At 45.9% G+C, this 26,902-nt stretch carries 20 protein-coding genes and 4 tRNA genes; 2 read left to right on the top strand and 22 right to left on the bottom strand.

All coding sequences use genetic code 11. The features are described from left to right. Window positions 1–112: 112 nt before the first annotated feature. The 14 genes from glgB to FME95_RS12370 form a co-directional block, all read right to left on the bottom strand. Window positions 113–2,281, bottom strand: coding sequence for a 1,4-alpha-glucan branching protein GlgB (gene glgB / locus FME95_RS12435; protein WP_147714826.1), 2,169 nt, complete (start codon window positions 2,279–2,281; stop codon window positions 113–115). Window positions 2,282–2,474: 193 nt separating this feature from the next. Then, window positions 2,475–3,338, bottom strand: coding sequence for a protease HtpX (gene htpX, locus FME95_RS12430; protein WP_147714825.1), 864 nt, complete (start codon window positions 3,336–3,338; stop codon window positions 2,475–2,477). A gap of 254 nt (window positions 3,339–3,592) precedes the next feature. After that, a complete protein-coding gene (gene fusA, locus FME95_RS12425) occupies window positions 3,593–5,689 on the bottom strand; it encodes an elongation factor G (RefSeq protein WP_147714824.1) in 2,097 nt (698 codons plus the stop codon). Window positions 5,690–5,714: 25 nt separating this feature from the next. Then, window positions 5,715–6,185 carry a 30S ribosomal protein S7 gene (gene rpsG, locus FME95_RS12420; RefSeq protein WP_147714823.1) on the bottom strand — a complete coding sequence of 157 codons (471 nt, stop codon included), beginning with the start codon at window positions 6,183–6,185 and terminating at the stop codon, window positions 5,715–5,717. Between the two features lie 120 nt (window positions 6,186–6,305). Continuing rightward, window positions 6,306–6,680 carry a 30S ribosomal protein S12 gene (gene rpsL, locus FME95_RS12415; RefSeq protein ID WP_147714822.1) on the bottom strand — a complete coding sequence of 125 codons (375 nt, stop codon included), beginning with the start codon at window positions 6,678–6,680 and terminating at the stop codon, window positions 6,306–6,308. Between the two features lie 115 nt (window positions 6,681–6,795). Continuing rightward, window positions 6,796–10,992: a DNA-directed RNA polymerase subunit beta' gene (rpoC, locus tag FME95_RS12410; protein ID WP_147714821.1), complete on the bottom strand. Its 4,197-nt coding sequence runs from the start codon at window positions 10,990–10,992 to the stop codon at window positions 6,796–6,798. A 73-nt stretch (window positions 10,993–11,065) separates the two neighbouring features. Further along, window positions 11,066–15,148, bottom strand: a complete 4,083-nt coding sequence (gene rpoB / locus FME95_RS12405) for a DNA-directed RNA polymerase subunit beta (RefSeq protein WP_147714820.1) — start codon at window positions 15,146–15,148, stop codon at window positions 11,066–11,068. A gap of 278 nt (window positions 15,149–15,426) precedes the next feature. Then, window positions 15,427–15,795, bottom strand: coding sequence for a 50S ribosomal protein L7/L12 (gene rplL / locus FME95_RS12400; protein ID WP_147714819.1), 369 nt, complete (start codon window positions 15,793–15,795; stop codon window positions 15,427–15,429). 73 nt (window positions 15,796–15,868) lie between these two features. Next, window positions 15,869–16,363 carry a 50S ribosomal protein L10 gene (rplJ, locus tag FME95_RS12395; protein ID WP_147714818.1) on the bottom strand — a complete coding sequence of 165 codons (495 nt, stop codon included), beginning with the start codon at window positions 16,361–16,363 and terminating at the stop codon, window positions 15,869–15,871. A gap of 212 nt (window positions 16,364–16,575) precedes the next feature. Next, window positions 16,576–17,271, bottom strand: a complete 696-nt coding sequence (gene rplA, locus FME95_RS12390; RefSeq protein WP_147714817.1) for a 50S ribosomal protein L1 — start codon at window positions 17,269–17,271, stop codon at window positions 16,576–16,578. Further along, window positions 17,271–17,705 carry a 50S ribosomal protein L11 gene (gene rplK / locus FME95_RS12385; RefSeq protein ID WP_147714816.1) on the bottom strand — a complete coding sequence of 145 codons (435 nt, stop codon included), beginning with the start codon at window positions 17,703–17,705 and terminating at the stop codon, window positions 17,271–17,273. Before rplK ends, rplA begins: the two co-directional genes overlap by 1 nt. A 114-nt stretch (window positions 17,706–17,819) precedes the next feature. After that, complete coding sequence (gene nusG, locus FME95_RS12380) at window positions 17,820–18,353, bottom strand: transcription termination/antitermination protein NusG (RefSeq protein WP_147714815.1); 534 nt, start codon at window positions 18,351–18,353, stop codon at window positions 17,820–17,822. 13 nt (window positions 18,354–18,366) lie between these two features. Continuing rightward, on the bottom strand, window positions 18,367–18,702 hold the full coding sequence (gene secE, locus FME95_RS12375; protein ID WP_246109383.1) for a preprotein translocase subunit SecE: 336 nt from the start codon (window positions 18,700–18,702) through the stop codon (window positions 18,367–18,369). A gap of 66 nt (window positions 18,703–18,768) precedes the next feature. Beyond that, a tRNA-Trp gene (locus FME95_RS12370) sits at window positions 18,769–18,844 on the bottom strand. Window positions 18,845–18,964: 120 nt separating this feature from the next. Here FME95_RS12370 and FME95_RS13790 point away from each other — a divergent pair. Next, window positions 18,965–19,099: a hypothetical protein gene (locus FME95_RS13790; RefSeq protein ID WP_281289424.1), complete on the top strand. Its 135-nt coding sequence runs from the start codon at window positions 18,965–18,967 to the stop codon at window positions 19,097–19,099. Here FME95_RS13790 and tuf read toward each other — a convergent pair. The 6 genes from tuf to FME95_RS12340 form a co-directional block, all read right to left on the bottom strand. Next, window positions 19,089–20,312: an elongation factor Tu gene (gene tuf, locus FME95_RS12365; RefSeq protein ID WP_147714813.1), complete on the bottom strand. Its 1,224-nt coding sequence runs from the start codon at window positions 20,310–20,312 to the stop codon at window positions 19,089–19,091. The two genes, FME95_RS13790 and tuf, sit on opposite strands and share 11 nt — an antisense overlap. 88 nt (window positions 20,313–20,400) lie before the next feature. Then, window positions 20,401–20,475: transfer RNA gene (locus FME95_RS12360), tRNA-Thr, on the bottom strand. Between the two features lie 11 nt (window positions 20,476–20,486). Next, window positions 20,487–20,560: transfer RNA gene (locus FME95_RS12355), tRNA-Gly, on the bottom strand. Between the two features lie 25 nt (window positions 20,561–20,585). Next, window positions 20,586–20,669 (bottom strand) — tRNA-Tyr (locus FME95_RS12350). Between the two features lie 160 nt (window positions 20,670–20,829). Beyond that, window positions 20,830–21,246 (bottom strand): hypothetical protein, encoded by a 417-nt coding sequence (locus FME95_RS12345; RefSeq protein ID WP_147714812.1) that lies wholly within the window; start codon window positions 21,244–21,246, stop codon window positions 20,830–20,832. A gap of 105 nt (window positions 21,247–21,351) precedes the next feature. Then, window positions 21,352–22,347: a biotin--[acetyl-CoA-carboxylase] ligase gene (locus FME95_RS12340; protein WP_147714811.1), complete on the bottom strand. Its 996-nt coding sequence runs from the start codon at window positions 22,345–22,347 to the stop codon at window positions 21,352–21,354. A 179-nt stretch (window positions 22,348–22,526) separates the two neighbouring features. On the opposite strand from FME95_RS12340, the gene fusA (FME95_RS12335) reads away from it, so the two are divergent. After that, window positions 22,527–24,614: an elongation factor G gene (fusA, locus tag FME95_RS12335; RefSeq protein WP_147714810.1), complete on the top strand. Its 2,088-nt coding sequence runs from the start codon at window positions 22,527–22,529 to the stop codon at window positions 24,612–24,614. 80 nt (window positions 24,615–24,694) lie between these two features. On the opposite strand, the gene FME95_RS12330 is transcribed toward fusA (FME95_RS12335), so the two are convergent. Together FME95_RS12330 and FME95_RS12325 are read right to left on the bottom strand one after the other, a co-directional pair. Further along, window positions 24,695–25,558: a DMT family transporter gene (locus tag FME95_RS12330; RefSeq protein ID WP_187265531.1), complete on the bottom strand. Its 864-nt coding sequence runs from the start codon at window positions 25,556–25,558 to the stop codon at window positions 24,695–24,697. 284 nt (window positions 25,559–25,842) lie between these two features. Further along, window positions 25,843–26,445: a hypothetical protein gene (locus FME95_RS12325; protein WP_147714808.1), complete on the bottom strand. Its 603-nt coding sequence runs from the start codon at window positions 26,443–26,445 to the stop codon at window positions 25,843–25,845. Window positions 26,446–26,902 lie beyond the last annotated feature (457 nt).

Here is a 26,902-nt window from a genome sequence, read left to right as displayed (position 1 = left end):
CTGTTAAACTCGCTGCCTAGGTTAATTGCGACTAACGAATGAATCTACTGTTTAGTTCATCGGCCTATAACTGGATAAGTTTAAGCTAGATGGCACAAATTAAGTAGCCAATCTAACAACCTTGCCATTTCAGGTAGAGTGTTGCCAACGGCGGCACTGACAGGTTCAACGACATCGGCTGCCCATGAACAGCGTCAGGCAAACTCTGGTATTGATCATATCGGCCATAATTACTGCCATTGTAGTAGCGTGAATCAGTATCAAGGATCACCCGATAACAGCCTTTGTGGGGCACGCCGACGCGATAATTGTCGACCGGCCAAATCGACAGATTAACCACTACAACAATGACATCCTCGCCCTGAGCTCGGCGTATAAAGCTGCTGATTAGTCGCTCGTTATCAAACTCGGTTAACCAACTAAAACCACGCTTGGAGCTATCCAGCTCATGCAATGCCGGTTGCTGGAGATAAAGCTGGTTTAGATCCTTAATCAGCGTTTGCATACCCGAGTGATCCGTTGGTAATTCGCCTAGCAAGCTCCAATCTAAGGCGGATTGGTGAGACCACTCTTGTAAATGGGCAAATTCATTACCCATAAACATCAGCTTTTTACCCGGATGCGCATACATAAAGCCGTAATAGGCGCGCAAATTGGCCATTTTTTGCCATTGGTCACCCGGCATGCGATCAAGTAATGAGCCTTTGCCGTGCGTTACTTCATCGTGCGACAGCGGCAACAGGAAGTGCTCACTATCCATATAGCTGATGGCATGCGTCAGCTTTTCTCGATAAGCCGCGCGTTGATCAAACGGCTCCGCCATAAAGGCTAAGCTGTCGTTCATCCAGCCAAGATTCCACTTTAAGTCGAACCCTAAACCCTGCTCAGTAACTGTTTTTGTGACACCCTGAAAATAAGACGACTCTTCGGCTATTTTTAAAGCCTTTGGATAATGCTGGTTTATCGTTTTATTTAACCGCTGTAAGAATGCAATGGCGTCGTAATTATGGTTACCACCGTCTGCATTCGGCAGCCATTCATCCGGCTGCCTTGAATAATCCAGGTACAGCATCGAAGAAACCGCATCGACTCGCAGACCATCGATATGGAAGACATCTAGCCAAAACAATGCCGATGAGATCAGAAAAGCACACACCTCAGGGCTCGAATAGTCGTAAACGTAAGAATTCCAATCGGGGTGCCAACCCTGTCTTGGATCGGCATATTCGTAAAGTGCACTGCCATCAAATTTGGCTAAACCATGATTATCAGCTGGAAAATGAGCAGGTACCCAATCAAGCAGTACTGCGATTCCGTGCTGATGGCATTGATCAATAAACGCCTTAAACTGATCCACCGTGCCATAGCGACTGGTCGGCGCAAACAGGCCTATAGGCTGGTAGCCCCAACTGCCGTCAAATGGATGCTCAGTAATGGGTAATAGCTCAATATGAGTAAAGCCCATCCGCTTAACATAGGGAATTAGCTGTTCGGCTAACGCCCTATATGACACCTGCTGATCATTCGGCTGACACCAAGAGCCAAGATGAACTTCATAGATCGAAATCGCCTGTGTTTGAACATTCTCTAATTGACGTGTTTGCCAACTATGATCCTGCCAATCATAGCTTTGCTGGTTAATCACTACCGAATGAAAATCAGGGTGTTGCGTGCAGGAAAAATTGTACGGGTCGGTTTTAGTCGGCAAGCGATTGCCCGCACTGTCAGTGATTAAAAAGCAATACTCATCATCAACTCCAGCTTCGGGGATAAAGAGCCGCCAAACGCCATCTTCATAGCGCTGCATGGCGTGTCGTTGGTTATGCCAGTGATTAAAATCACCGATCAGATTAACGCTTGCTGCGTTCGGCGCATAAACAGCAAAGCGCACACCGTTAATTCGCTGATCCTGCCACTGCGCCGCGCACAGTTGCGCACCTAAGTTCAGATAAAGCCTGTTTCGGTCTGTTGATAGATCGACCTCAGCGCGCTGCTTAAATTGGTAGGCATCAAGTGACTGCAAACCTAAGTCTGGCTGCAATATTCGAACACGATAAAGTGGTGCTTGATCTGCCTGGTGATTTAATTCAAACAATCCTGCAGCATGTACTGGGCGTAACAAACCAAGCGAAGCCCCGCTAATTTCATCGATCAATTCAGCGGCGCTGACATCCGGCAGATATAGCCGTATTAGCCAATCGCGCTTAGCGGTTTGGAAGCATCCTAGATGATCAAACGGAGAAGCCAGCAGCTCTGGGTTAAACTCTTTAAGTGGCAACATTGGCTCAGCTAAAGTGCTGCTGGTAACGATTGGCTATCAACTGAAGATAGGTTCTAGACATGGCGATGCTCGCTGCAAATAGCCATCAGTTTAACCGCTTTTTCTGCCCACATCAGTGATTAAACAAAAACCCAACGGCTAACAGCTATTTCTGCGCACCACCAAGTCAGCGACTAGGTAGTGCGACACAGGCTTAACGTTGCATTAAAGCCTTTATGCGATCATCCAAACTAGGGTGTGATGCGAATAATTCGGCGCGCTTACCATTAATGCCGAAGGCCACCAACTCACCCTGCAGTTCAGGCTCGGAACTGGTTTTTAACCGTTGCAAGGCCGCTATCATCTTACCGGCTCCAACCAGCTTTGCTGAACCTGCATCGGCACGGAATTCGCGTTGTCGAGAAAACCACATAGCAATAATGCTGGCTAAAATACCTAAGACAATCTCAAGAACCATGACGACGCCAAAGTAAGCCAAACCACTCAAGCCACGCGAATCACTGCCACGCGAAATCGCACTTGAAATGACCTGCGCTAAGATGCGCGCTAGGAAAATCACAAAGGTGTTTAAGACACCTTGCAGTAACGCCATAGTGATCATATCGCCATTAGCAATATGAGCGATTTCGTGCGCGATCACTGCTTCTTGCTCATCAACGCTCATCTGCGTTAATAAGCCGCTAGATACCGCGACCAACGAATTATTTTTACCCGATCCTGTGGCAAAGGCATTAATCGACTGACTTGGGAAGATCGCAACCTCAGGCATAGGAATGCCCGCTTGCTGAGAAAGTCGCTGCACGGTTGCAATCAACCAACGCTCTTTTTCTGTACGAGGTTGTTCAATTACCTGAGCGCCTGAGCTGCGAACAGCCAGCCACTTAGACAGCATCAAGGAAATAAAGCTACCGCCCATACCAAAAGCTAACGCCATAAACAGCAACGCTCCGGTATCGCCAATATAAATCCCAAACATCGGTAAAATGACGTTCAAGAAAATGCCCAACACAATGACAATCGCAAAGTTGGTCGCCAAAAAAAGAAGGGTTCTAAACATGGTTTTTCCTAAGTAATCATACGTGACTATAAATTGGTGGGCAGTGCGCTAAAAATCAAGCAGCACCTTAGTCGAACTAGCGCAAGAAATAGGTATAGATAAGCACATCAAACCAAGCTTGAGGCTTGTTGACGCTGCTATTAATTAAAGACGTTACTATGAATTAAAAAGGCGTTGCGATTAATTAGAAGTAATAAAAGATTCGAAACAGCGGCTCTTTTAGGCTGGTTTAGCCTAAAAGAGCCAGTGCTGAATTAGCCGCGTTTGACGATTTCATCAACCACGTTAGATGGGGCTTCTGCGTACTCACTGAACTCCATAGTATAGGAAGCTCGGCCTTGAGACATAGAACGCAATGAGGTGGCATAACCAAACATTTCAGACAGTGGTACTTCGGCGTCAATCACCTTACCCATAGGGCTGTCTTCCATGCCTTGAACCATTCCGCGACGACGGTTTAAATCACCCATCACATCGCCCATATAGTCTTCCGGCGTCACTACTTCAACCTTCATAACAGGCTCAAGCAATGCAGGGTTGGCCTGGTCGGCAAGCTTACGAACAGCCATCGATGCCGCCACTTTAAAGGCCATTTCGTTAGAGTCGACATCATGGTAAGAACCATCGTGTAGCGTCGCTTTTAGACCAAGTAACGGATAACCGGCAAGGACACCGTTTTGCATCTGTTCGGCGATACCCTTCTCAACGGCAGGGATAAATTCTTTCGGTACCACACCGCCAACAATCTCATTGACGAATTCTAACGTTTCAGAGTTCGGATCATCCGCTGGTTCAAAACGCACAACAACATGACCGTACTGGCCTCGACCACCAGATTGGCGAGCGAATTTAGAGTCGATGTCTGCCGCCTGACGAATACGTTCACGATAAGCTACTTGCGGCGCACCGACATTAGCTTCGACGTTAAATTCACGCTTCATACGATCAACGATGATATCTAGGTGCAATTCACCCTGACCGCCAATAATAGTCTGACCTGTTTCTTCGTCGGTATGAACTTTAAAAGAGGGATCTTCTTGCGCCAGCTTACCTAACGCGACACCCATTCTTTCTTGGTCGGCTTTAGAACGAGGCTCTACCGCTACCGATATCACCGGCTCTGGGAAATCCATTCGCTCAAGCGTAACAATATGATCTGGTGAACAGAAGGTGTCACCAGTGGTGACATCTTTCATGCCGATCAGGGCACCGATATCACCAGCCTGTAATTCTTTAATTTCTTCTCGGTTATTAGAGTGCATTTGAACCATTCGGCCAACACGCTCTTTTTTACCACGAACCGAGTTATAAACCGCATCGCCTGATTTCAATACACCACTGTATACACGTACGAAAGTCAGAGTACCAACAAAGGGGTCGGTGGCGATTTTAAAGGCCAACGCAGCAAACGGCGCGTCGTCATTTACATCAACCGTGGTTGGTGTTTCATCGTCCAGAACACCTTCGATAGACTTCACTTCAGTAGGTGAAGGCATGTACTCAATCACGCTGTCGAGTACAGCTTGCACGCCTTTGTTTTTAAAGGCTGAGCCACAGTGAGTTAAAACAACTTCACCGGCTAGCGTGCGTTGACGTAAACCGATTTTGATCTCTTCTTCGGTTAACGTTTCGGTATCCATGTACTTTTCCATCAACTCATCATTGGCTTCAGCCGCAGCTTCCACTAAGTTGACGCGATACTCTTCTGCCTGAGCTAACATTTCGGCAGGGATATCTTTGTAGTCAAAAGTCATACCCTGGTCTGATTCGTTCCAGAATATTGCTTTCATTTTGAGTAGATCGATAACACCGACAAACTCATCTTCAGCACCGATCGGCAATTGCACCGGAATCGCATTGGCTCCCAAGCGCTCTTTTAGCTGATCGACAACTCGTAAAAAGTCAGCACCGGCACGGTCCATCTTGTTGACGAAAACCATACGCGGTACTTGATATTTGTTCGCCTGACGCCAGACAGTTTCGGTCTGAGGCTGAACACCGGAAGAGGCACATAGAACAACAACCGCACCATCGAGCACACGCAGGGAACGTTCAACTTCAATGGTGAAGTCAACGTGTCCCGGTGTATCGATGATATTGATGCGGTGTTGGTCGAACTGCTGTGCCATACCGGCCCAGAAACAGGTTGTCGCCGCAGAAGTAATGGTAATACCACGCTCCTGCTCTTGCTCCATCCAATCCATTGTCGCCGCGCCATCATGTACTTCACCAATCTTATGGGAAAGACCTGTGTAGAACAGAATGCGTTCCGTTGTCGTTGTTTTACCAGCGTCAACGTGAGCCACAATCCCGATATTACGATATCGAGCTAAAGGAGTTTTACGAGCCACTAAACCTGTCTCCGTTTTAGTTTAATTAGAAGCGATAATGAGAGAATGCTCTGTTGGCTTCTGCCATCTTATGCACGTCTTCACGTTTCTTAACAGCTGCACCCTTGCCTTCTGCTGAGTCTAAAAGCTCACCAGCTAGACGTTGACGCATGCTCTTTTCACCGCGCTTACGTGAGTACTCAACCAACCAACGCATAGCCAAAGCTTCACGACGAGATGGACGTACATCGACAGGAACCTGATAGGTCGCACCACCCACACGGCGAGATTTAACCTCAACCAATGGAGCAATACTTTCTAAAGATTTTTCGAACAATTCGATAGGGTCTTCATGGCCCTTTTCTTTTACGATATCCAGTGCACCGTAAACGATTTTTTCAGCGATAGATTTTTTACCATCAACCATCACGTGGTTCATGAACTTCGCTAATGTAACGTTACCAAACTTAGGATCTGGTAATACTTCACGCTTTGCAGCGACGCGTCTTCTTGGCATTGATAAGCCCCTTATATTAGGTCTTCAGGCAGATCTGAGATCGGGCGCGCACGATGGCGACTAACCACTCAGCCTTACTGCTTATTCTGAGACTATAAATTTTAATGTACCGCTAGGCGATTAGCCCTTAGGTCGTTTAGTACCGTATTTAGAACGACCAGTTTTACGATCGTTAACGCCTGATGTATCTAGTGCGCCACGAACGGTGTGGTAACGAACACCCGGTAAGTCTTTAACACGACCACCACGGATCAGTACAACACTGTGCTCTTGAAGGTTGTGACCTTCACCACCGATGTATGAAGACACTTCATAACCGTTGGTTAAACGAACACGACAAACTTTACGCAGTGCAGAGTTTGGTTTTTTAGGTGTGGTTGTGTATACGCGAGTACAAACACCACGACGCTGTGGACATGCTTCTAATGCCCGTACAGCGCTTGCTTCCGTTACACGCTTACGCGGTTTACGGACTAGCTGGTTAATTGTAGCCATTAAGCTTCTCTCTCTTTTCACTTCTCATTACGAACGGTACCCGAGAAGCCAAGCCACTCGGGTACCGAAGGGTGCGCGATTTTACGTTATCGCGCATTTCTTAGTCAATAGCTGACTATTTGTTTAACGCTTCACTTAGCGCTGCTTCGACTTCCTGAGCACTGATCGATGGTTTTTCACCGGTGCGCTCTAGACGTTTACGCTTACGCTCTGCGTGATACGCAAGACCTGTACCTGCTGGAATCAGGCGGCCTACAACAACGTTTTCTTTCAGGCCGCGCAGGTAATCACGTTTACCGGTTACCGCACCTTCTGTAAGAACTCGAGTTGTTTCCTGGAACGATGCTGCTGAAATAAAGGATTCAGTAGCAAGCGATGCCTTGGTAATACCCAGTAGAACACGTTCAAACTTCGCAATTTGCTTGTTCTCGGACTCTGCTTGGTCGTTACCTTCCAGTAAGTTCATGTATTCAACTTGGTCGCCTTTAATGAACTCAGTCTCGCCACTGTCGGTAATCAATGCCTTACGCAACATCTGACGGCAAATAACCTCGATGTGCTTATCGTTAATAATTACGCCCTGTAAGCGATAAACTTCTTGAATCTCTTTGACGATGTACTTGGCTAATGCCTCAACACCTAGAACACGCAAAATATCGTGCGGGTTCATTGGGCCGTCGGAAAGGATTTCACCCTTCTCAACCTGTTCACCTTCAAATACGTTCATTTGACGCCATTTTGGAATCAGCTCTTCGTAGCCTTCAGAACCATCTGTCGGCGTGATCACGATACGCTTCTTACCTTTGGTCTCTTTACCAAAGGTGAAGGTACCTGAGATCTCAGCCAGAATGGCAGACTCTTTTGGCTTACGCGCTTCGAACAAATCAGCAACACGTGGCAGACCACCGGTAATATCTTTGTTACCGCCAGACGCTTGTGGAATACGAGCAATAACGTCACCAACCTTCACTTCGGAAGCATCAGTTAAGCTAAGTAGCGCGCCATCCGGCAAGAAGTACTGAACCGGCTGATTGGTATTACCGATCAGGATGTCGTTACCATTTTCGTCGATCAACTTAATCAATGGACGAATCTCTTTACCGGTCGCGTTACGCTGCGCCTGAGGGATAATCTCAGTCGTGCTCACACCGGTTAGCTCATCCACTTTACGGTTAACGGTAACGCCTTCGTCCATGCCGATAAACTGAACCTTACCAGATACTTCAGATACGATTGGGTGTGTGTGCGGATCCCAACGAACAATAACGTCGCCAGCATCAACTGATGCACCTTCTTTAACTGAAATTTCTGAACCGTATGGCAGCTTATAACGCTCACGCTCACGACCATGCTCATCGGCAATCGCCAACAAACCTGAACGGCTAACAACCACAAGGTGGCCGTCTTCACGGGTAACGGTTTTAACGTTATGCAAATGCGCAGTACCAGCCTGACGAACTTGAACGTTATCGACCGCGGATGAGCTCGATGCCGCACCACCAATGTGGAACGTACGCATGGTAAGCTGAGTACCTGGCTCACCAATGGATTGTGCTGCGATAATACCAACAGCCTCACCAATGTTGATCAGGTGACCACGTGCTAAGTCACGACCGTAACATTTAGCACAGATACCGAAGCGAGTTTCACAGGTAATGGAAGAACGCACCTTGATGCTATCAACACCTAAACCATCAACGCTTTCGACTAATTTCTCATCAATCATAGTACCGGCAGGGACAACGACTTCACCTGTTGATGGGTCAACAATGTCAACCGCAGGCACACGACCCAATACTTGCAAGCTCAATGGTACAACAACATCACCGCCGTCGATCACTGGCTCTAAGGTGATACCGTCTTCTGTGCCACAGTCTTGTTCAGTCACTACAACATCTTGTGATACGTCAACTAGACGACGAGTCAAATAACCAGACGATGCTGTTTTCAATGCCGTATCGGCCAAACCTTTACGCGCACCGTGGGTTGAACTGAAGTATTCACCAACCGATAGACCTTCACGGAAGTTTGCTTTAATCGGGTTTTCGATAATGGAGCCATCTGGCTTAGCCATCAAACCACGCATACCGGCAAGCTGACGAATCTGAGTGGCACTACCACGAGCACCAGAGTCCGCCATCATGAAGACCGCATTGAACGAGTCTTGCTCAACTTCATTGCCGTCACGATCGATCACAGTTTCTTTCGAAATACCTTCCATCATTGCCTTAGCAATTTGGTCGTTAGCGCGTGACCAAAGGTCAACCACCTTGTTGTATTTCTCGCCCTGAGTAATCAGACCTTGAATAAACTGCTCTTCAACTTCCTGAACTTCTGCTTCAGAAGCGGCAAGAATGTCGTACTTAGCTTGCGGAATAACAAAGTCATTCACACCAATAGAAGAACCTGACTTGGTTGCATAGCTGAAGCCCATGTACATAACTTGGTCAGCAAAGATAACCGTCTCTTTCAAACCAACTGAACGATAGCATTCGTTAAGCAAGGCAGAGATCGCTTTCTTTTTCATCGGCTTGTTGAACAGCTCAAATGCCATACCATCTGGCGCAATTGAGAACAGAATTGCACGACCAACTGTGGTCTCTTCAACTGCAATTTTCTCAACTAGCTGATCATTTTCATCACGCACCACTTGGCGAATACGAACTTTCACCAAAGCCTGCAATGCTGCTTGGCCTGCACCGTAAGCACGCTGAACTTCTTCGATGTTCGAGAACACCATGCCTTCGCCCTTCGCATTAATGCGCGAACGAGTCATGTAGTAAAGACCAAGTACAACGTCCTGCGACGGCACGATAATCGGCTCACCTGAGGCAGGTGATAAGATGTTGTTGGTCGACATCATCAGTGCACGTGCTTCCAATTGCGCTTCAAGCGTCAACGGAATATGCACAGCCATTTGGTCACCATCAAAGTCGGCGTTATAGGCCGCACACACCAATGGGTGCAAGTTAATGGCTTTACCTTCAATCAATACAGGTTCGAATGCCTGAATACCCAAACGGTGAAGTGTTGGTGCACGGTTAAGCATAACCGGGTGCTCACGGATCACTTCATCTAGGATATCCCAAACGATGGCTTCTTCACGCTCAACCATCTTTTTAGCGGCTTTAATTGTTGTCGCTAGGCCACGGTGCTCAAGCTTAGAGAAGATGAATGGCTTGAAGAGCTCAAGAGCCATCTTCTTAGGCAGACCACACTGATGTAGACGCAATGTAGGACCAACAACAATTACCGAACGACCAGAGTAGTCAACACGCTTACCAAGAAGGTTTTGACGGAATCGACCCTGCTTACCTTTAATCATGTCAGCAAGTGATTTCAATGGACGACGGTTAGAACCGGTAATCGCACGACCGCGACGACCATTATCTAATAACGCATCAACAGACTCTTGCAACATACGCTTTTCGTTGCGCACGATGATGTCTGGTGCAGAAAGCTCTAACAAACGCTTCAGACGGTTGTTACGGTTAATCACTCGGCGATACAGATCGTTCAGATCTGAAGTCGCAAAACGACCGCCGTCTAGCGGCACTAATGGACGCAAATCAGGTGGTAGAACCGGAAGAACGGTCATGACCATCCACTCAGGGTTATTACCCGATTTGTGGAAGGCTTCTAACAGCTTCAAGCGCTTAGAAAGCTTTTTAATTTTAGTTTCAGAGTTGGTTGCTGGAATCTCTTCACGAAGCTGAGCAATCTCTGCTTCAAGATTAATGGCTTCCAACAAACGCTGAACCGCTTCGGCACCCATACGGGCATCGAAATCGTCACCGAACTCTTCAATTGATTCGTAGTATTCTTCATCGGTCAACAGCTGACCTTTTTCCAAGGTGGTTAAACCTGGATCGATCACTACGAAACTTTCGTAATACAGGATTCGTTCAATATCACGCAACGTCATGTCTAGCATCAAACCGATACGAGACGGTAGCGATTTCAAGAACCAAATATGTGCAACCGGTGCAGCTAGCTCAATGTGACCCATGCGCTCACGACGCACTTTGGCTTGAGTTACTTCAACGCCACATTTTTCACAGATAACACCACGATGCTTTAAGCGCTTATATTTACCACATAAACACTCATAGTCTTTCATCGGGCCAAAGATACGCGAACAGAACAGACCGTCACGCTCTGGCTTAAAGGTACGATAGTTAATCGTTTCCGGCTTTTTAACTTCACCAAACGACCATGAACGGATCATGTCTGGCGAGGCGAGACCAATGCGAATGGAATCGAATTCTTCGGCTTGGCCTTGTGTTTTAAGCAGGTTTAATAAATCTTTCATGTTTCAGCTCCGAGGGGAGTTGGCAACAGGGCAGCCATCAGGCTGCCCACCGTTCAATCACTTTTAGACTCAACTACTCTTCGTTTTCGAGTTCCATATCGATACCCAACGAGCGGATCTCTTTCACCAATACGTTGAAAGATTCCGGCATTCCAGGTTCCATGCTGTGATTGCCGTCAACGATGTTTTTATACATCTTAGTACGACCTGCAACGTCATCCGACTTCACAGTTAGCATTTCCTGAAGGGTATAGGCAGCGCCATAAGCTTCCAGTGCCCACACTTCCATCTCACCGAAGCGCTGACCACCAAATTGAGCTTTACCACCCAATGGTTGTTGAGTAACGAGACTGTAAGAGCCCGTTGAACGAGCATGCATCTTATCGTCCACTAAGTGGTTCAATTTCAGCATGTACATATAACCAACGGTTGTTCTGTTCTCAAACGCATCACCGGTACGGCCATCCCATAATTGGATCTGACCTGTATCCGAAGTACCTGCAAGACGAAGCAATTCTTTCACTTCTTCTTCTTTAGCACCGTCGAACACCGGAGTTGCAATCGGTACACCTTTACGAAGGTTGTGAGCAAGCTCTTTGATTTCTTCATCGCTGAAATCAGACAACGCTTCGGTATGGTGACCAAGACCGCTTTGGTTATAGATGCGATCTAAGAAATCACGTAATTCAGTAACATTACGCTCTTCTTCAATCATCTCATTGATACGCTCACCTAGGCCTTTCGCTGCTGCACCTAAGTGGGTTTCAAGTACCTGTCCAACGTTCATACGAGACGGTACACCCAATGGGTTAAGAACCACATCAACAGGGTTACCCTTTTCATCGTATGGCATATCTTCAACCGGCATGATTACAGAGATTACACCCTTGTTACCATGACGACCGGCCATTTTATCACCCGGCTGGATGCGACGTTTAACAGCAAGGTAAACCTTGACGACTTTCAATACGCCTGGCTGTAGGTCATCGCCCGATTGCAGTTTGCGTTTCTTATCGTCGAAGCGAGCTTCTTGATCTTCTTTACGCTCTTTAAGTTGCGCTTCGGCACCTTCTAATTGAGCCGCTAATGCTTCATCTTGCAGGCGTAATTTAAACCAGTCATCACGTGGCAGAGCAGCTAAGTACTCAGCACTCAGTGCATCACCTTTGTTTAAACCAGGACCACCCGATACCGCAGCACCGGTTAGTGACGCTGCAAGGCGCTCAAAGATAGTGTCTTCAACAATGCGATACTCTGCGTTTAGATCCTTGCGGAATTCTTCCAACGCTTGACGCTCAATGTCTTTAGAGCGCTGATCACGCTCAACACCGTCACGGGTGAAAACTTGAACATCAATAACGGTACCGCGCATGCCTCCTTTAACGCGTAGCGAGGTGTCTTTAACATCGGATGCTTTTTCACCGAAGATAGCACGCAATAGTTTTTCTTCTGGCGTCAGCTGAGTTTCGCTCTTAGGCGTCACCTTACCAACCAGAATATCGCCTGCGCCAACTTCTGCACCGATGTAAACAATACCGGACTCATCAAGCTTGCTTAGTGCAGATTCACCAACGTTTGGAATATCCGCAGTGATCTCTTCAGAACCTAACTTAGTATCACGGGCGATACAGGTCAGTTCTTGAATGTGGATCGATGTGAAACGGTCTTCTTGTGAAACTCGCTCTGAAACCAGAATCGAATCTTCGTAGTTGTAGCCGTTCCAAGGCATAAATGCGATACGCATGTTCTGACCCAGTGCTAACTCGCCCAAATCAACTGACGGACCATCGGCAAGAACGTCACCACGTGCAATGGTGTCACCTTGACGTACGATAGTACGTTGGTTAATACAGGTATTCTGGTTAGAACGGGTGTATTTGGTCAGGTTGTAGATATCAACACCGGCGTCGCCATCGGTGATTTCATCACCAGCTACTTTGACGACAATTCGAGAGGCATCAACATATTCAACAATACCGCCACGATCAGCAACAACACAAACACCAGAGTCAACAGCGACGTTACGCTCAATACCGGTGCCCACAAGTGGCTTATCGGATTTTAGCGTTGGCACTGCCTGACGTTGCATGTTCGAACCCATCAATGCTCGGTTAGCATCATCATGCTCCAGGAACGGAATCAATGACGCTGCAACAGAGACCACCTGACGAGGTGATACATCCATCATGTCAATCTTCTCGACCGGTGCAATGGTAAATTCATTTTCATGACGAACCTGAACGAATTCACCCTGAATCATGCCTTGTTCGTTCATTGGAACGTTGGCCTGAGCGATGGTGTGCTTAGCTTCATCAATCGCAGACAAGTAAACGATTTCGTCGGTTACTTTGCCGTTTTCTACTTTGCGGTACGGCGTTTCTAAGAAACCGTAACTGTTAGTGCGCGCATAAGTAGATAGCGTGTTAATTAGACCAATGTTTGGACCTTCTGGCGTTTCAATCGGACATACTCGACCATAGTGAGTCGGGTGTACGTCACGAACTTCGAAGCCAGCACGTTCACGGGTAAGACCACCTGGGCCTAACGCCGAAACACGACGCTTGTTGGTAATACCAGAAAGCGGGTTGTTCTGATCCATAAACTGAGATAACTGAGACGAACCAAAGAACTCTTTGATCGCAGCAGCAACAGGCTTAGCGTTCACCAAGTCTTGTGGCATTAAGCCTTCGCTTTCAGCCATAGACAAACGCTCACGCACTGCACGTTCTACACGCACCAAACCAACACGGAATTGGTTTTCGGCCATTTCACCAACAGAACGAACACGACGGTTACCTAAGTGGTCGATGTCATCAACCTGACCTTTACCGTTACGGATATCGATCAGGGTTTTCAGTACATCAACGATGTCTTCACGGCTCAGAATACCTTCGCCAGTGTCGATATCACGACCCAAACGACGGTTGAACTTCATACGACCAACCGAAGATAAGTCGTAACGATCTGAAGAGAAGAATAGATTTTGGAAAAGTGTCTCTGCAGACTCTTTTGTTGGTGGCTCGCCTGGGCGCATCATACGATAGATTTCAACCAACGCTTCTAACGGCGTGCTGGTTGGATCTGAACGAAGCGTGTCAGAAACGAATGAACCACAATCCAAGTCATTGGTATAAAGTGTTTCAAATTTCTCGATTTTACTGCTGCGTAACGCTTCCAAAACCTCAGTCGTGATTTCGTCGTTACAGTTAGCAATAATTTCGCCACTGGCAGTATCGATAAGATCCGTCGCTAAAGCACGACCTAGTAGCCAAGTGTCTGGCACTTCAACTTTATCAAGACCTGCTTTATCCAGTTCACGCAAATGCTTAGCATTGATGCGTCGACCTTCTTCGACAATAACATTGCCTTTTTTGTCTTTGATTTCGAACGCTGCCGTTTCGCCACGCAGACGATCAGCAACGACGGTCATTTCGATCGCTTCTTCGCCAACGCTGAACTCAACTCGATCAAAGAACATGTCTAAGATTTCTTGGTTGGTGTACTCAAGCGCGCGCAACAAAATCGTTGCTGGCAATTTACGACGACGGTCGATACGAACAAACACCTGATCTTTCGGATCAAATTCGAAATCAAGCCAAGAACCACGGTAAGGAATCACTCGCGCAGAATGTAACAGCTTACCTGAACTGTGGGTTTTGCCTTTATCGTGATCAAAGAAGACACCCGGCGAACGGTGCAACTGGGAAACAACCACACGCTCTGTACCGTTAACGATAAAAGTACCGTTATCGGTCATCAGAGGGATTTCACCCATGTACACTTCTTGCTCTTTAATGTCTTTGATCGCTTTGCTCGGTGAGTCCTTATCATAAATGATCAGACGCACCTTAACGCGTAACGGAGCAGCATAAGTAACACCACGCAATTGACACTCTTTGACGTCAAAAGCCGGTTTACCAAGGCCATAGCTCACGTATTCTAGCGCTGCATTGCCGGAATAACTGACAATTGGAAATACGGATTTAAACGCAGCGTGTAAGCCAGTTTCCTGTCTTTGAGCTGCTTCTAATTCAGACTGTAAAAAACTCCGGTAGGAGTCTAACTGTATCGCCAGTAGGTATGGAATATCCATAACTGGTTCTAGTTTGCCGAAATTCTTGCGAATTCGCTTTTTTTCGGTGTAAGAGTATGCCATCAGCAATCCCCAGCTTGTTCACCAACGGTGTGTCTGTGTGGTTGAACCGCACATGCGGCTTATCGGAAAAACGGTTATCAGCAGACGAATCTAATAACCCCGACGTTGACGTCCTGTCGCTCCGTCTTTAGGAGCCCGTTGCGCATTTACGCAATGTCCAATTCCAGCGACCTGCCGCCAGAAAAAAATCAATCCCGTTAAGACAGGAAAAGGCCGGTAACGATTTCGCTACCAGCCATGGGTTATTGAATGAGAAAGTCCCCATTCAATAGCGTAAATTACTTAACTTCTACGCTTGCGCCAGCTTCTTCAAGCTTAGCTTTGATTTCTTCAGCTTCGTCTTTAGATACGCCTTCCTTAACAGGAGCAGGTGCACCATCAACAACGCCTTTCGCTTCTTTCAAGCCTAGGCCTGTAATTTCACGAACTGCTTTAATAACGTTAACTTTCTTGTCGCCGCCGCTAGTAAGAATTACGTCGAATTCTGTTTGCTCAGAAGCTGCTTCGCCACCAGCGCCGCCGCCAGAAACAACAGCTGCTGCTGCAGATACGCCGAATTTTTCTTCCATTGCTTCAATCAGTTCAACAACATCTTTAACTGACATTTCTGCAACTGCATTGATGATATCGTCTTTAGTCAGAGACATGACTTAATTTCCTAATCTGTTGAGGCTTTATGCCTCGTTAAACCGTTAATAAGCAAAACTTAAGCAATAAGACTTAAGCTGCTTCCTGTTCTTTTTGGTCGCGCAAAGCAGCCAATGTACGTACCAATTTGCCAGCAGAAGCCTCTTTCAAGACCATCATTAGCTTAGCAATAGCATCGTCGTATGTTGGCAAGCTTGCCAATGTTGCGATAGGTGTAACTTCACCTTCGAACATCGCTGTTTTCAATTCAAGCTTATCGTTTTCTTTAGCGAAGTCAGCCAGAATACGCGCGCCGGCGCCTGGGTGCTCCATCGAAAATGCGATCAGCGTCGGACCTACAAATGAGTCCGCTAGGCCTTCATAAGAAGTCCCTTGAACTGCACGGCGAGCAAGAGTATTACGTACAACCTTAAGCCATACGCCATTCTCACGAGCAGCTGCACGTAGAGCAGTCATATCATTAACTGCAACGCCGCGAGAGTCAGCGATTACAGCTGATAACGCGCCTTGTGCTTGCTCGGCTACTTCCGCAACAATTGCTTTTTTGCCTTCGAGATTCAGTGCCACTGAAAAATCTCCTATTAACAACCCTATAAAGGGTCAACCTATTTTCAACTTTTGCAAGTTGACCTGTTTTAACGGCAACAGAGTAAGCTCAATAATTTGGGCTCGGGTTACCGTCTGCGTAGGAAATTAAGAACCAAAGTATTTAGAAACTAAAACCTAAGTTCACCTACGGTCTTTGACTGCGCAGCCTAAAAGGCTGCGCCCCAAAGTTCTTAAACGCTCAACGAACCCTGATCGATGGTTACACCAGGACCCATTGTGCTAGAAAGAGAAATCTTCTTAAGATAAACGCCTTTAGCAGATGCTGGCTTTAACTTTTTAAGGTCAGCGATTAATGCTTCTGCGTTTTCTTTAATTGCATTGGCGTCAAAATCTACTTTACCGATGCAAGCATGAATAATACCGTTCTTATCAGTACGGAAACGTGCTTGACCAGATTTAGCGTTTTTAACAGCCGTTGCAACGTCAGCGGTTACTGTACCAACTTTCGGGTTAGGCATAAGACCACGAGGACCTAGAACCTGACCTAGCTGACCAACAACACGCATTGCGTCTGGAGAGGCAATCACAACACCAAAGTTAAGATCACCACCTTTCATCGCTTCTGCAAGATCTTCCATACCAACAACGTCTGCACCTGCTTCTTTAGCAGCTTCAGCGTTAGCACCTTGCGTAAAGACAGCTACACGAACGTCTTTACCAGTACCGTTTGGCAATACAGTAGAACCACGTACGTTCTGATCAGATTTACGAGCGTCGATACCTAAGTTAATAGAAATATCTACTGACTCTTTGAACTTAGCAGTACCAAGCTCTTTGATGATCGCAACAGCTTCATCGAATGAATAAGCTTGAGTAGGATTTACCTTCTCTTTTGCTAATTGAGCGCGCTTTGATAACTTAGCCATTATTCAACACCCTCCACATTAAGACCCATGCTGCGAGCAGTACCCGCAATTGTACGAACCGCTGCATCCATGTCTGACGCAGTCAAATCAGGGTCTTTAGCCGTTGCAATTTCTTCAAGCTGAGCGCGAGTCACCTTGCCAACTTTCTCAGTATTTGGACGACCAGAACCACTTTGGATGCCTGCCGCTTTCTTCAGCAGAATAGCTGCTGGAGGTGTTTTGGTAACAAACGTAAAGCTACGGTCACCATAAACAGTAATAACAACTGGAACTGGTAAGCCAGACTCTAAACTTTGAGTCTCTGCGTTAAACGCCTTACAGAATTCCATGATATTCACACCGTGCTGACCTAGTGCAGGACCGACCGGTGGACTTGGGTTGGCCTGACCGGCCTTAACTTGCAGCTTAATATAAGCTTCTACTTTCTTAGCCATTATAGCTTCCTCTTAATGGGTCCAAACGCATTACTGCTCCCCGCCTACTTGATTCTTTATACTTTCCATAAAGATGCAACAAACCCAGCATAAGCTGGGTTTGATTTTAATTAGTTAGCTCTTTTCAACCTGTGAGAATTCGAGCTCTACTGGCGTCGCACGCCCAAAGATAGAAACAGAGACCTGCAAGCGACTCTTCTCGTAATTCACTTTTTCGACCGTGCCATTGAAGTCAGCAAACGGACCATCAATAACGCGAACAACTTCACCTGGCTCATAAATAGTTTTCTGAGTCGGTGTATCTGCACCCTCTTTAACCCGCTGCAAAATAGCATCAGCTTCTTTAGAGGTTAATGGTGCAGGCTTTTCGGCAGTACCACCAATAAAGCCCATAACTCTTGGCGTACTTTTAACCAAATGCCAAGATTCATCGTTCATATCCATTTCAACCAAAACATAACCTGGATAGAACTTGCGCTCACTTTTGCGCTTCTTGCCGTCACGCATCTCGACGACAGATTCTGTTGGGACAAGAATTTCCCCAAACATATCCTGCATATTCTGCAGTTCGACCTGCTCCTTTAAGGAACCGGCGACGCGCTTTTCGTAGCCCGAGTATGCGTGAACCACGTACCAACGCTTAGACATATTGCCAACCCTTTTATCCAATAATGAAAGAAACGCCCCAACCCAAAAGCATATCAACCAACCAGAGCACTAAAGCTACCACGGCCACAAAAACAACAACAATCAATGTTGTCTGAAGAGTTTCTTGACGAGTCGGCCAAACAACCTTACGAATTTCTGTCCACGCTTCTTTACGCAGCCTAGATATCGCCCGGCCTTTTTCAGTAGTTAACGCTACACCGAGCGCAACACCTAACAGCAACAACACACCAACAACACGTAAGATCAAATGCTGTTCAGAGTAGTAGTAGTTACCGCCTATAGCCAACACAATCAAAACAAAAACAACAAGCCACTTCACGAAGCTCATTACTTTACTGGAGGGCGACACCTTTGCATTCATTTAGATAAATACCTGAGCTATCAATAAAAAAAATGGCAGGCCAGGAGGGACTCGAACCCCCAACTTTCGGTTTTGGAGACCGACGCTCTACCAATTGAACTACTGGCCTAGTGCGTAAATAGGGCGGCGGATTTTACGCCAAAGACCACCCACTTACAAGAGTTAAAGCATCCTGAAAGAAATAAGGTCATCAGAAGGACAACCCCTTAGGAACAGGCGAGCTATCTTATTGAAATTACAACAAAATATCCAGCCAACCCAAGAAGATACTTTAACGAGCAAAAGTGCCGACAAATACAACACTTCCACCAAAAAGGGTGCCGAAGCACCCTTTGAAGTCGTAAAACTATCGATTACTCGATGATTTTAGCAACAACGCCCGCACCAACTGTACGGCCACCTTCACGGATAGCGAAGCGCAAGCCTTCGTCCATCGCGATCGGTGCAATCAAAGTAACAACCATCTTGATGTTGTCACCAGGCATAACCATTTCTACGCCTTCTGGAAGCTCACAAGCACCAGTTACGTCAGTTGTACGGAAGTAGAACTGTGGACGGTAACCTTTGAAGAATGGAGTGTGACGACCACCTTCATCTTTGCTTAGTACGTAAACTTCAGACTCGAACTTAGTGTGAGGAGTGATAGAACCAGGAACAGCTAGAACCTGACCACGCTCAACTTCTTCACGCTTAGTACCACGTAGCAATGCACCAATGTTCTCACCCGCACGACCTTCGTCAAGCAGCTTACGGAACATTTCAACACCAGTTACAGTAGTCTTAGTTGTTTCTTTGATACCGATAATTTCAACTTCGTCGCCTGAATTAACGATACCGCGCTCAACACGACCCGTTACAACAGTACCACGACCAGAAATCGAGAATACATCTTCGATAGGCATCAAGAACGGCATATCAATAGCACGCTCTGGCTCAGGAATATAAGAATCCAAAGCTTCAACTAGAGACTTAACAGCCGTTGTACCTAGACCGTTCTCATCTTTACCTTCTAGAGCCATCAATGCAGAACCCGCAATGATAGGAGCATCATCACCAGGGAACTCATACTGAGAAAGAAGATCACGAATTTCCATCTCAACCAACTCTAGCATCTCTGCATATTCTTCAGAATCAACGCCGCCACAATCTTCAGCAAGAAGATCAGCTTTGTTCAAGAATACAACGATGTACGGAACACCAACCTGACCTGAAAGCAAGATGTGCTCACGAGTCTGAGGCATAGGGCCGTCAGTTGCACCACAAACAAGAATTGCACCATCCATCTGAGCAGCACCAGTAATCATGTTTTTCACATAATCGGCGTGTCCAGGACAGTCAACGTGTGCGTAGTGACGAGTTGGAGAATCATACTCAACGTGCGAAGTCGCGATAGTAATACCACGCTCACGCTCTTCAGGAGCATTATCGATACCAGCAAAGTCGATCGCTTCGCCGCCCCAAACCTCAGAACACACGCGCGTCAACGCAGCTGTTAGAGTAGTTTTACCGTGGTCAACGTGACCAATTGTGCCCACGTTTACATGGGGCTTAGTACGCTCAAATGTAGCCTTTGCCATATCAATCGCCTTTTCAGGGTTAACTATTTATATTTCACTAATGCCAAAAAGGCAGTCACTTTAGTGCCTGCCTTAACAAATTTCAATATGGTGCTCACGATGAGATTTGAACTCATGACCTCTCCATTACCAATGGAGTGCTCTACCACTGAGCTACGCGAGCAAAACACCAGTTGGAGCGGGTAGCGAGAATCGAACTCGCATCATCAGCTTGGAAGGCTGAGGTTCTACCATTGTACCATACCCGCATGCCTTTCCTTCCGAAGAAGAAAATGGTGGAGGGGGACGGATTCGAACCATCGAAGCTTACGCGGCAGATTTACAGTCTGCTCCCTTTGGCCACTCGGGAACCCCTCCAAACGGGCGCAAAGTCTGCCTGAGGTTATTCTGACTGTCAACTTCAAATTTAGAAGTTTTCCAATTAGAACAAGCACTTAGACACCAAATCTCAACTTTGCCCATCCCTCGCGTAGCGCGAAGGCGCGCATATTAGTGCTATATTTTTGCAATTGCAAGCCTAATCGCACCGATATCGAATAAATTCCAAATCACCGAGGTCACTCAGCAAAGCTTCTAACGATTGCAGGTCAACAAAAGACTCTGCTGTCGGGCGAATAGTTATTTCTCCATCACCCTTCTCTGCAGATACCGGATATATTTCAATGGCACCCAAACGCGATTGCGCTATGTCAAAATTACCAGACTGAGTTAAACCTTCGATACGAATACAAAAAGACTCCTCGGTTACTCCACGAGCCAACACCGATAAACCGCTTGCCTCTAATCTCTGCTTTTGCGATGCACTTAACGCTAAGTTGTTAATCAATGCAGATGTATCATCAGCGCCACCTTGAGCCTGCTGGTTTGAATACCAGAACTGATAGCCAACAAAGCTAAGGTTAAACACAACCAACACCATCAATATCCACTTCATTTAATAACGCCCATAACTTTATATTTTTACAACCTCATATTTCATGACTGAGAGCCAAACTAAAGTATGCCTTTCAGCCGATAGACATTGTTAACCACTAAATAGCTAGGCATCCGCCCGACGCACCGAAACTTCACCACCATTAAATAGCAAAACCTCGCCATGCTCAGTCTCAACCCTCAACTGCCCAGCCTCATCGATACCTCGACCCAACCCTTGATAACAATCACTTCCTTTAATCAACCTCAATGGCTGACCTTGCAGCATATCCAAACGAGACCATTGCTCGATAAACCACGCAACGCCAAGGCGGTCTATATCAGCCATAACACCTACAATGCGAGATACCAGTGCCGCCAATAATGAAGTCCGATCAATATCACCACCGAAAACCTCGGCCAGAGAAGTCGGCATGTTAGCCACTACGGCATTAGGGTCGGACGCTAAGACAGGGCGCGCCAGCAAGTTAATACCAACGCCAAGAACCAGTAGAACTTCATCTGCAGGCGTCCCCTTAAGCTCACACAGCACGCCAGCGAGTTTTTTATCCGCTATATAGATGTCGTTAGGCCACTTTATTTTGGCGTCTATCTGATACCGCTGATTCAGTTCATCTGCAATGGCATAACCCACGATTAAACTCGATAGGTAGATTAAGCTCATTGGTAGGCTCGCCTGGTAGCCAAGTGAAAACATCAAATTAGTACAGGGCATACTTTGCCAAACACGCCCTCTTCGGCCTCGCCCCGCCGTTTGGTGCTCTGCAGCATACAGGTGCCAACGTCCTGTTTTATAGTCGGCATCGAGGGCGACACTGTTGGTGGAGTGCGTTTGGGCCAATACATCAACCACTGCGAACGAGGCATCTGTCGCCTTAGATGTTAAATCCGCAACGAGGCGCTGACGATCCAACAACTGCACCGGCGTACACAGCCTATACCCCTTACCCTTAACCTTATTGAATTCCAAGCCCAAGCCTTCTAATGCTTGAATCCACTGCGATACGGTTGCACGAGTGACGCCTAGCTCTTCAGCTAAACTCGGACCCGACCTTAATGCACCGTCCGACATTACACTCAAAAGCCTAATTTTCTGTTCCACACACCGCCCTTTTTCTATGAAATTCCGGCTTGATATCAGCCAAATACGAGTTAAAACGGAAATTTTTACAAATAATCGCCGAAGTTTTAAACAACTTTGCAAGATAAGCTAAAAATTTTCTCACTTTCCTGTATAGTACCGCTCGATTTTATCCTGACTATATTATTTTGAGAGCAACCATGGCAGATCTATCTCACTACAGAAACATTGGTATTTTCGCTCACGTTGACGCTGGTAAAACAACGACAACTGAGCGTATTTTGAAATTAACCGGTAAAATTCATAAAACCGGTGAAGTACATGATGGCGAGTCTACGACTGACTTCATGGAACAGGAAGCTGAACGTGGTATTACTATCCAGTCAGCTGCCGTAACGTGTGAGTGGAAAAATCACCGCTTAAACGTTATTGACACCCCTGGACACGTTGACTTCACAGTAGAAGTTTACCGTTCTCTTAAAGTTCTTGACGGTGGCATCGGTGTATTCTGTGGCTCTGGTGGTGTTGAACCACAATCAGAAACCAACTGGCGTTATGCAAATGACTCCGAAGTTGCACGTATCATCTTCGTCAACAAGCTTGACCGTATGGGTGCCGACTTCTTCCGCGTTGTAGATCAAGTTAAAAACGTACTTGCTGCAAACCCATTAGTTATGACATTACCAATCGGTCGTGAAGATGACTTCGTTGGTGTCGTAGACGTTCTGACTAAGAAAGCTTATGTTTGGGACGATACTGGTCTTCCTGAGAACTACGAAATAACTGATGTTCCTGCGGACATGGTTGATGATGTTGACATGTACCATGAGCAATTAATCGAAACCGCCGTTGAAGTCGACGACGATTTGATGATGGCTTACATGGAAGGCGAAGTGCCAACTGAAGAGCAAATCAAAGCCTGTATCCGTAAAGGTACTCGTGATCTTACGTTCTTCCCAACATTCTGTGGTTCTGCATTCAAAAACAAAGGTGTTCAAAACGTTCTTGACGCTGTTGTTGATTACTTACCATCTCCGACTGAAGTTGATCCTCAACCTCTAACTGATCCAGAAACGGGTGAGCCGACTGGTGAAGTAGCAACAGTATCTGCTGAAGAGCCATTAAAAGCATTAGCGTTCAAAATTATGGATGACCGCTTTGGTGCTCTTACTTTTATCCGCATCTACTCAGGTGTGATGAAAAAAGGCGACACCGTACTTAACTCTGCAACGGGTAAGACTGAACGTATCGGCCGTATGGTTGAGATGCAAGCAGATGACCGTAACGAAATTTCAGAAGCGCAAGCTGGTGACATTTTAGCGGTTGTAGGCATGAAGAACGTTCAAACAGGTCATACTCTTTGTGATCCTAAGCATGAATGTACTCTTGAAGCTATGATCTTCCCTGAGCCAGTAATCTCTATTGCTGTTAAGCCTAAAGATAAAGGCGGCTCTGAGAAAATGGGTATCGCGATCGGTAAAATGGTTGCAGAAGATCCTTCTTTCCAAGTTGAAACTGATGAAGATTCAGGCGAAACCATCCTTAAAGGTATGGGTGAGCTTCACCTTGATATTAAGGTCGATATCCTTAAGCGTACTTACGGTGTTGAGCTTGAAGTAGGTCAACCTCAGGTGGCTTACCGTGAAACGATCACCCGTGAAATCGAAGACTCTTATACCCATAAGAAACAGTCTGGTGGTTCTGGTCAATTCGCGAAAATTGATTACCGTATTAAACCGGGTGAGCCTGGTTCTGGCTTCAAATTCGAGTCTACGGTTGTTGGTGGTAACGTACCGAAAGAATTCTTCCCTGCTGTCGAAAAAGGTTTTAAATCGATGATGGAAGAAGGTGTTCTTGCTGGCTTCCCAGTACTGGACGTTGAAATAGAATTATATGACGGTGGCTTCCACGCAGTTGACTCATCAGCAGTAGCTTTTGAAATTGCGTCAAAAGGTGCATTCCGTCAATCAATTCCTAAAGCTGGCGCGCAACTTCTTGAGCCAATCATGAAAGTTGATGTGTTCACACCAGAAGACAATGTTGGTGATGTTATCGGTGACCTTAACCGTCGTCGTGGCATGATCAAAGACCAAGAACCTGGTGCTACGGGTGTTCGTATTAAAGCAGACGTTCCATTATCAGAAATGTTTGGTTATATCGGCCACTTACGTACTATTACTTCTGGTCGTGGTCAATTCTCTATGGAGTTCAGCCACTACCTACCGTGCCCTGCCTCGGTAGCAGAAACAATTATTGCAGAAGTTAAAGAGCGTAACTCAGCTAAATAATTAGCGCTTTACACCTACTAAAAAGCCCGATTGTTTCAACAATCGGGCTTTTTTTATGGCTTATTATTTATAGCTATCGCTCAATCACCTGCAACACCATGCAACTGCTTAAGTTCGATAGCTTTTTTAGTTGATCGATCAATATAAGCAAGCCAAACCAAGGGACAAATAATGAGTCCAGAGCCTAACAAGACCCAAAGATCTGGAACCTCACTAAAGAATAGCCAACCGGCTAAAATTGCCCAAAGCATACCGGTGTACTCGGAGCTCGCAATTTTATTAGCCTCCGCCATACGATAGGCAAACAACACCGCAAGGTTGTAGCAGACGATAAAGATTGAAGATCCTAATGCACCCACCAACGCACCGAGCGTTATCTGCTGCCATACAAACAAAGACAACAATAATAACGCCGGCACCATAAACAGATGCATGACGAAAAGTGATTCAATCGGTGATTTTTCTTTCGGCAATTTTTTAACTAAAACAATTGCAACCGCCTGAGAAACCGCAACGCCTAATGCCGACAAACTCGCTAACTCAACACTGGTTGGCCGCAAAATAAGCAGCACGCCTATAAAGCCAAGAAATACCGAAGTGACACTGACAGGAGTTAATTTTTCCCGATAAAAAATAGCCGCCATTAAACTCACCATTATAGGGGCGGTATAAAACACAGCATTAGCGGATGCGAGAGAGAGATACTTAAGCGACACCACCATACAAATGATACCAAACACGCTTACTTGAGCTCGTAATAGCAGTACTTTCCAGCCTGTCATTAATCCATCGCTGTGCGATAGTTTTAAAAATGGCAGCAAAAAGACAATAGTAATAAGTGTTCTTAGCAAGACAAATTGCGGGACCGAAACTTGGTGAGCAAACTCTTTAATAAAAACATCGGATATCATGGCTACGGCATTACCACATACAAGTAAAAACATAGCCGGTATATTTCGATCCAATTTATACACCACTTAATTGTTAATAAATTTTCGGCGGTAATGTGTCACAGTATTCTTTGATCTGCTAGCTGTTTATTTTAAGTTAACTGTACTTTCAGTAACTGACTTTGGCTTAATGTGCTAAACGCCTGTAGCAAAATGAAGATCGATTTTACCGGGTTTAGGTAGTTGTTAGACTGGAATAAAGGGTGCGCTAAAAAGCCACCCTCATTTTGATATTCTTTGCGCAAATTATTTTTCTAGGTGAGTGTATGCAGAATAAATTATTCTTTACGCTGAAGAAAACGTAAAGGCCATTCACATAAAGCAGCAACTAATAGAAAGATATAACCCGTGAGTTCTGCCATTTCTTCATACAAACGATATTCATGGACAGGGATTAATTTTTTCTCAAAAACATCACCCACTAACACAAAGAAAAGCGCAAATAGTAGATAGAAAAAAGCACTGGTTTTAAACCAATCAGCTAAAGATTTTTTATAGCTATCTGTATCTTTAAACCAAATATACGCAAGCAAGGTAAGTATCAATACGGCAAAGATAATTGATGCTAACTCAATAATTTCAGCAATATGCTCACTAACACCAAGAACTTCTAGCCAACTTAATTCTCGACCAAGTACGCCATAACTTAATATCGAAAAAAAACCAGAAAAGACAAAACTAAAACTACCACTCCCCGTTTTTCGCTGACGAATGGTAACAGCAAGCCAAGCAATCAACGCCAGTAACAATATCGTATTTTGCGACCATTCTATTGGTCCGGCTTCGGAGGTGATTATTGACAGCTGTTCGGCGAAAACAGTAAGACATAGCATGAAGACTAATATTGAAAGGACATACTTAAACACTATTTTTAAATCCAACGTTAAGACCAGAGCAGTAATCTTAAATTTTCCTTGAGCTCTCCTACAGTCCCGATAGTCACAAAACAGTCATATTTCTTAGCCAAAACTAAAGTAACTAAATTTGGTATGCAGCGTTTCAACGCATTGTGAACTTTCTTTTGTCCAAGCCAAGCGTACTTAAAGCCAGCCCTTGCTCAGGGCGATCTACCTAGCCCAGCTCAAGAACTCGCTGCGCTCAAACACCTTCGCTAGGGCAGAGCCAGAGCGCCCTTTACTTTCAATCTTCTGCCGTTTTCTATAGTTGTTTTTTTATCTATTTTCTACTATCCAAAGGTCACTGCAAGAACAGTCAGCAATGCGTGTTTATCGGCGAGTGTGTCTGAGCGCAGCGAGTTCTCGAGCCGGTAAGGGGCATTGCGGGCTGTCCATCACTACAACACTACAAACACGTTGCTTTCATTTGCCTTTATACCTT

The sequence above is a fragment of the Reinekea thalattae genome, from assembly GCF_008041945.1.
GTDB lineage: Bacteria > Pseudomonadota > Gammaproteobacteria > Pseudomonadales > Natronospirillaceae > Reinekea > Reinekea thalattae.
Note: the sequence above shows the minus strand (reverse complement) of the source record. Positions and strands in the feature narration are given on the sequence as shown.